Source organism: Phreatobacter sp. (genome assembly GCF_022843985.1).
Taxonomy (GTDB): domain Bacteria; phylum Pseudomonadota; class Alphaproteobacteria; order Rhizobiales; family Phreatobacteraceae; genus Phreatobacter.
This window is the reverse complement of sequence record NZ_JALHMP010000041.1, coordinates 23,222-29,435: the sequence shown is the minus strand read 5'-3', so window position 1 is coordinate 29,435 and position 6,214 is coordinate 23,222. Positions and strand designations below refer to the sequence as shown.

The window sequence follows — 6,214 nt, the reverse complement described above, 5'->3', positions numbered from 1 at the left end:
GCCGCCGATGCCCTCGCGGCCGGCGAGACCGCGCTGGCCGCCGCCGACCGCGCCGCCCGGACCGCCCTCGAGGCCATGACGGCGGCCCGCGAGGCCTTCGCCCGTACCGAGGCGCGGCTGGAGGCGGCCCGCCTGCGCCTGCGGGAGATCGGCACGGAGATCGCCGAGAAATTCGAGACCGAGCCCCTCGCCCTGCCGCGCATCGCCGGCCTTGCCCCCGACGCGGCCCTTCCCGAGGCCCGCCGCATCGAGGACCAGCTCGACGGCTTCCGCCGCGAACGCGAGCGCCTCGGCGGTGTCAATCTGCGCGCCGACGACGAGCTGACCGAGGTCCAGGCCCAGTTCGACGGCATGGTTGCCGAGCGCGACGACCTGGTCGAGGCCATCAAGAAGCTGCGCACCGCCATCGGCGCGCTCAACCGCGAGGGACGCGAGCGCCTGCTCGCCTCCTTCGCCACCGTCAACGAGAACTTCCAGCGGCTCTTCACCACCCTGTTCGGCGGCGGCACGGCGGAGCTGCAGCTGGTCGAATCCGACGATCCGCTGGAGGCCGGCCTCGACATCCTCGCCAGGCCGCCGGGCAAGAAGCCGCAGACCCTGTCGCTGCTCTCCGGCGGCGAGCAGGCGCTGACCGCCATCGCCCTGATCTTCGCGGTCTTCCTGACCAATCCGGCGCCGATCTGTGTGCTGGACGAGGTCGACGCGCCGCTCGACGACGCCAATGTCGAGCGCTATTGCGACCTCCTTGACGAGATGGCGCGGACCACCGACACCCGCTTCGTCGTCATCACCCACAACCCCATCACCATGAGCCGTATGAACCGGCTCTTCGGGGTGACCATGGCCGAGCGCGGCGTTTCGACCCTGGTGAGCGTCGATCTGGGGCGCGCCGAGCAGCTCATCGCCGCGGAGTGAGGGTTACCTCGCCCCGGCGGGGAGAGGGGGGACAGCGCCTCGTCCGCGGGCACCTTGCGTCGTCATGCCCGGCCTCGTGCCGGGCATCCACGAATTCCTTCCCGCCCGCTCCAGGACGTGGATGGCCGGGCCGAGCCCGGCCATGACGGAGAGGGCGTCGTGCAGAATCCGCGGCGCCGCAGCCCGGGCCAAAGCCGCAGAGACAGCTAGGACAGAAGTCCTTGACAGCGTGACGCTGGTCCTGTATGTTTTCGGCATGTTCGGCAACTGCGCCTGGAGCCGGGCCTGCTGAGAGCGCGCCGGGACACTCTCGGATTGTCATTCCCGGCCTAGCGAAGCGAGGGGAAGGGAATCCAGGGGCCGCTGGCCCTGCCCTCATGCGCTGGACCCCCTTCCCTCGACCTGCGGCCTCTCCCGGGGGTAACGCCCGGTGTTGGTGCCACTCGGAAGGCGCGAACGGAGCCCAACCGTGGCGGACTTCGACCAAGGGCTGGACCGCGCGCCCGTCGTCGTATATACAAACGTAGTCCTGCCAGCTGACCATGATGAAACGGACGAAACGGATGACCCGCGGCAATGGGGACTAGATCCGGCGGCGTTCGTTGGGGTTCATCATGGAATTCGAATGGGATGAGAACAAGCGTCTCGCCAATATCGAGAAACACGGGATCGATTTCCGGATCGCCATCACAGTGTTTTTCGCAACTGCCGCGCTCAGGCGGTCAGACCGCAGCGAGGAACGGTGGATCACGATAGGCCCGCTGAGGAACCGGCTCGTCGCCGGTGTCTGGACCCCGAGAGGAGAGGCCAAGCCGATCATCTCCGCGCGGCCGGCAAGACCTGATGAAAGAGAAGATTACACGCGTCACGTTGGAGGACATCCGGTCGGGTAAGCTCAAGGATGAGACCGACTGGGAGCGCGTCCGCGCCATGACCGACGAGGACATCGAGCGCGCCATCGCCGAGGACCCCGACTCCGATTTCGACCTCGCCAATTCGACGCTCGTCTTCGTCGGAAAGGTGTCTGAATGGACTCCTCCGCCGCGCAAGACGGCCATATCGATCCGCCTGGACGAGGATGTGCTGGACTTCTTCAAGGCGCAGAAGGGGCCCTACCAGACCCACATCAATGCCGTGCTGCGCTCCTACATGACGGCGAGCAAGGGCACCTCCAAGCCGGTCAAGATCGGCCGGGACGCTAGGACGGGAGAATTTATTTCCGCGAAGGAAGCGATCGGCCGCCCAGCCACGACGACAAACAGGACGCTCAGAAAGTCGAAATGAAGGGTGGGCCAGACTTAAGGCCGCCAATCTCCTGGTGCCGGGCACCCGAGAATGGACTCTCCTGCCGTGTGCAAGTCGTGGATGGCCGGGACACGCCCGGCCATGACGCGGAGAGGCCGATGACCGGCCCCCGCCTCACCCGCAGCAGCAGTCGCCACCCATGCCCGCCCCGGTCTGCACACTGGCGGCATTCGTCTCAGGCGGCAGGTCCATGGCCGGGTTCTCGGCGAAGAAGCCGTTGGGCTTCAGCATGAAGCCGGCATATTCCATCGGCATGACCGGGAAATCCTCCGGCTTGCACACATGGGTATGGCCGAAGGAGTGCCAGACGACGAGATCGGCATTCTCGATGGAGCGGCCCTGTTTCACATAGGCCGGCAGGCCGTCGCCCCCCGCATGCTGGTTGGGATAGTCGCCGCTGGCATATTTTTCCGCCGGATCGTAGGGCGTCACCCAGACATGTTTGGTGGCGAAGCCGCCGCGCTGGGCCACCGTCGAGCCCTCCTGGGCCAGCAGGAGCGGGCTCGGCTGGACGATCAGTTTATAGCCGGTCGGCTTGCCGACGCTGTTCGTCCGGTTGGGATTGGTGATCTTCCAGTAGCGGCCGGTCCGCCCGTCCGCCTCGCGGGCGGCGTCGCGCTCGTTCGACAGCACCCGCGACGTCGTGTCGAAGACATTGCCGTAGGGGTTGTCGGTGCCCCAGGGCCGCGGCACGAACTCGTGCTCGGTGACAGTGTTGCCCTCGCCGTCGAGCGCCATGTGCATGCGCACGTTGAAGAAGTGCTGGTGGGTCGGGCCGCCGAGGCCCTCGTCCACCATGCCGCCCCAGGGATAGGGCTTGCCGGGCGCCACCGCCGCAGTCTGGATGATGCCGGTGAGCTTGGCCTCGAGCTGGATCGTGCCGTCCTGGTAGAGATACCAGTAGAAGCCGTAATCGTAGTTTCCGACCGTCGCGAAGAAGGAGATGACGAGGCGGCGCGAGCGACGCGCCTCGAAGACGCCGGTGCGCATCTCGTAATGCTTCCACAACAGGCCGTAATCCTCCTCATGCATGCAGACGGCATTGGGCATGACCATGGGATGGCCGGCATCGTCCGCCATGGGAACGTCGAAGTAATGGATCAGGCCGAGGCAGTCGCAGCCCAGTTCCAGCGCATTGGCGAGTTTGCCGAGGCCGTACTCGCCGGCGTCGAAGGCGCTTTTCCAGAAATGGTTGGCGGTGGGATCGGCATAGGGCACGACCATCTCGGTGACGCTGGCCCGGTGCAGGATCGGCCGCAGCCGGCCCTGGTCGCGGATGCCGAGCTGGTGCAGCACAAGCCCCTCGCGCGGCGTGAAACCGATGCGGAACGACCAGTTCTGCCAGTCGACCTTCCAGCCGTCGACGCTGAAGCTCGGTCCCTCCGGCTGCACGATGTTCAGCGGCCTGAGATCGCCGCGCGGCGAGGGAAGGGAGGCCCGGTCGTAATTGCGCCGCTTGCGCGGGATCGGGACGATCTCCTCCTCGTCGACCAGGTGGACGACGCGGTTCTCGACGAGATCGACCAGGGCGACGACGCCCTCGATCGGCGAGGCATAGCCGTTGTCGTTGACCTGCGCGCGGTAATAGCTGACCGCGCTGACGAGGCGGCGGCCGAGCTCGGCCTCGCGGCCGAAATAGCCGGCGGAGAAGGGGTCGACCTGGACAAGTTCGATCTCCGCATCGGTCAGGCCGCGGCGGGTCATGGCCGCCCGCCAGCCCGGATCAGCCTTGACGATGTCGCCGGCCTTGAAGAACTCCTCGATGATCACCGGCGGCTGGCCATAGGGGGCGGCCCTGGTGTCGCGCGTGACGAAGCTGAGCACCGCCCCGGCATCGAGATCGACCAGCGCCTCGTGCACCGCGCCGGTGACGCTGTCGATGGTGACGGCGAAGGCACGCCGGCGCAGCGGCCGGCCGGGGCTCCAGGCGGCGATCGCGGCCCTCGGCGGCTCGTCGAGCTGCAGCGTGGCGAATCGGGTGCTGGCGGGCAGCGCCCGTTCCGCCATCAGGATCGCCCGGGCCGCGGCGATTTCGGGGCCCGACAGCGGATCGAGCGGATGGGCCGGCGCGGCGCCGATGCGCGATGCGGCAGGTGCGGCGGTGTCCATGGCGCTCTCCTCCTCACGGACGCGGCGCCCGAGGCTTCGCCGGGCTGTCGACGTGCCGTGCCCCGGCCGCGTCGTCTCCGCCCGCGTCCCGTCGCGCGTCGCGGCGAAACTCTAGCATTGCCCGATAGATGCTGCACTGCGCGCGCTATGTCGCAGAGCAGGTGAGTGAATCCGCCAAACAACGATAAATATCAAATAAGTCAATTACTTAGATTGTTGCCGCACGTCCTTGACACGTTTTCGTGGCATCACTATAGGTGTGCCCGGCTTTCAGGGGGTTGGCAGTCCGGCGACCTTATTGTCGTGAGGCCCTGACGACGAGCCGGCCGAGGAGGCTGGCCATGGCGTCAGGAGATGATCACGACGGCAAGACGCCTGGAACGTCCCTTCGGGAATCCGACCTCGACGCGCGGCGGCGCGCCCTTGAATCCCGGCTCGAAGCCATCGAGCGCGAGCGATCCACGGGAGCAGCGCCGGACGGCCGGGTGGCGCAGGCGCCGTCCGGGCTGGTGAAGCTCTTCCGCTTCTCGGCCGATTTCGTCTCCGGCGTCCTGGCCGGGGCGCTGATCGGCTGGCTCGTGGACCGGTTCGCCGGAACGCAGCCCTGGGGTCTCATCGTGTTTCTTCTGCTGGGCTTCGCGACGGGTGTCTACAACCTCGTCAAATCGGCTCAGCGGGCCAATCGGGAAGGCTGAATGGCCGTTCCGACCATCGACTAGACCGCATGCGGGAGCAGACCGGCGATGGCCGATCCGATCAAACAGTTCGAGCTCGTCCCCATCGTTCCGATCACGATTGGCACCGGTGATTTCTCTTTCACCAATTCCGCGCTCCACATGTTCATCATTGTCGGCCTGACGGCAGCCTTCCTGCTGCTGACGACGTCCGGCCGCCGGCTGGTGCCGACGCGCATGCAGTCCATGGCCGAGCTGACCTATGAATTCGTCGCCGGGACAGTCCGGCAGACAGCCGGCACAGACGGCATGAAGTTCTTCCCGCTGGTCTTCTCGCTCTTCATGTTCGTGCTGCTGGCGAACCTGGTGGGCATGGTCCCCGGCTCCTTCACCGTGACCAGCCACATCATCGTCACCGCCGCCCTGGCGGTGCTGGTGATCTCGACCGTCATCATCTACGGCATCTGGAAGCACGGCACCCACTGGTTCGCGCTCTTCGCGCCTGCGGGCCTGCCCAAGGTCATCCTGCCGCTGATCGTCGTCATCGAGGTGATCTCCTTCATCTCCCGCCCGATCTCGCTGTCGCTGCGTCTGTTCGGCAACATGACCGCCGGCCATATCGCGCTGAAGGTCTTCGCCGGTTTCGTGACCGCCATGGCCGGCGCTGGCGCCCTCGGCTTCATCGGCGCCGCCCTGCCCGTGTTCATGATCACCGCGCTCACCGCGCTCGAATTCCTCGTCGCTGTCCTGCAGGCCTATGTCTTCACCATCCTGACCTGCATCTATCTCAACGACGCCCTCCATCCTGGCCATCACTGATCCGGTGACGGCAGGCCTCCCCATCCCTCCCTTCGCTCCCAACACCTGACAGGAGTTCAAAATGGATCCGGTTGCAGCCAAGTATCTCGGCGCTGGTCTCGCTTGCCTCGGCATGGGCCTCGCGGCCATGGGCGTGGGCAACATCTTCGGCAACTTCGTTGCCGGCGCCCTGCGCAACCCGTCGGCCGCGGCCGGCCAGTTCACCAACGCCATCGTCGGCGCGGCGCTCGCGGAAGGCCTCGGCATCTTCGCGCTGGTCGTCGCCCTCGTCCTGCTCTTCGTGGTCTGATCCGCGGGCCGCGTCTCGCTCGCGCCGGGGCCTTCTGAAGGTCCCCGGCCGCGGTCGATCCGGCGTTCCCGCCCGGCTTCGGCCGGCTCTCGTTTCCGCGTGA

General features: G+C 66.8%; 6 protein-coding genes and 1 pseudogene. 6 read left to right on the top strand and 1 reads right to left on the bottom strand.

The window, feature by feature from the left end; all coding sequences use genetic code 11:
• The 3 genes and pseudogenes from Q0C57_RS19945 to Q0C57_RS19935 form a co-directional block, all read left to right on the top strand.
• A pseudogene (locus tag Q0C57_RS19945) lies at positions 1–915 on the top strand (chromosome segregation protein SMC); the annotation flags it as partial.
• Positions 916–1,529: 614 nt separating this feature from the next.
• Complete coding sequence (locus tag Q0C57_RS19940; protein WP_296579342.1) at positions 1,530–1,808, top strand: BrnT family toxin; 279 nt, start codon at positions 1,530–1,532, stop codon at positions 1,806–1,808.
• A complete protein-coding gene (locus Q0C57_RS19935) occupies positions 1,759–2,199 on the top strand; it encodes a BrnA antitoxin family protein (protein WP_296579340.1) in 441 nt (146 codons plus the stop codon). Before Q0C57_RS19940 ends, Q0C57_RS19935 begins: the two co-directional genes overlap by 50 nt.
• A 135-nt stretch (positions 2,200–2,334) precedes the next feature.
• On the opposite strand, the gene Q0C57_RS19930 is transcribed toward Q0C57_RS19935, so the two are convergent.
• Entirely contained in the window at positions 2,335–4,329 is a 1,995-nt protein-coding gene (locus Q0C57_RS19930) for a primary-amine oxidase (protein WP_296579338.1), read from the bottom strand.
• A 341-nt stretch (positions 4,330–4,670) separates the two neighbouring features.
• On the opposite strand from Q0C57_RS19930, the gene Q0C57_RS19925 reads away from it, so the two are divergent.
• The 3 genes from Q0C57_RS19925 to Q0C57_RS19915 all read left to right on the top strand — a co-directional run bounded on the left by Q0C57_RS19925 (position 4,671) and on the right by Q0C57_RS19915 (position 6,111).
• The gene (locus Q0C57_RS19925; protein ID WP_296579335.1) at positions 4,671–5,024 is read left to right on the top strand and encodes an AtpZ/AtpI family protein; all 354 of its coding nucleotides are present in this window, start codon (positions 4,671–4,673) and stop codon (positions 5,022–5,024) included.
• A 48-nt stretch (positions 5,025–5,072) separates the two neighbouring features.
• Complete coding sequence (locus Q0C57_RS19920) at positions 5,073–5,822, top strand: F0F1 ATP synthase subunit A (RefSeq protein ID WP_296579331.1); 750 nt, start codon at positions 5,073–5,075, stop codon at positions 5,820–5,822.
• 61 nt (positions 5,823–5,883) lie between these two features.
• Positions 5,884–6,111 carry a F0F1 ATP synthase subunit C gene (locus tag Q0C57_RS19915; RefSeq protein ID WP_137098797.1) on the top strand — a complete coding sequence of 76 codons (228 nt, stop codon included), beginning with the start codon at positions 5,884–5,886 and terminating at the stop codon, positions 6,109–6,111.
• Positions 6,112–6,214: the final 103 nt, after the last annotated feature.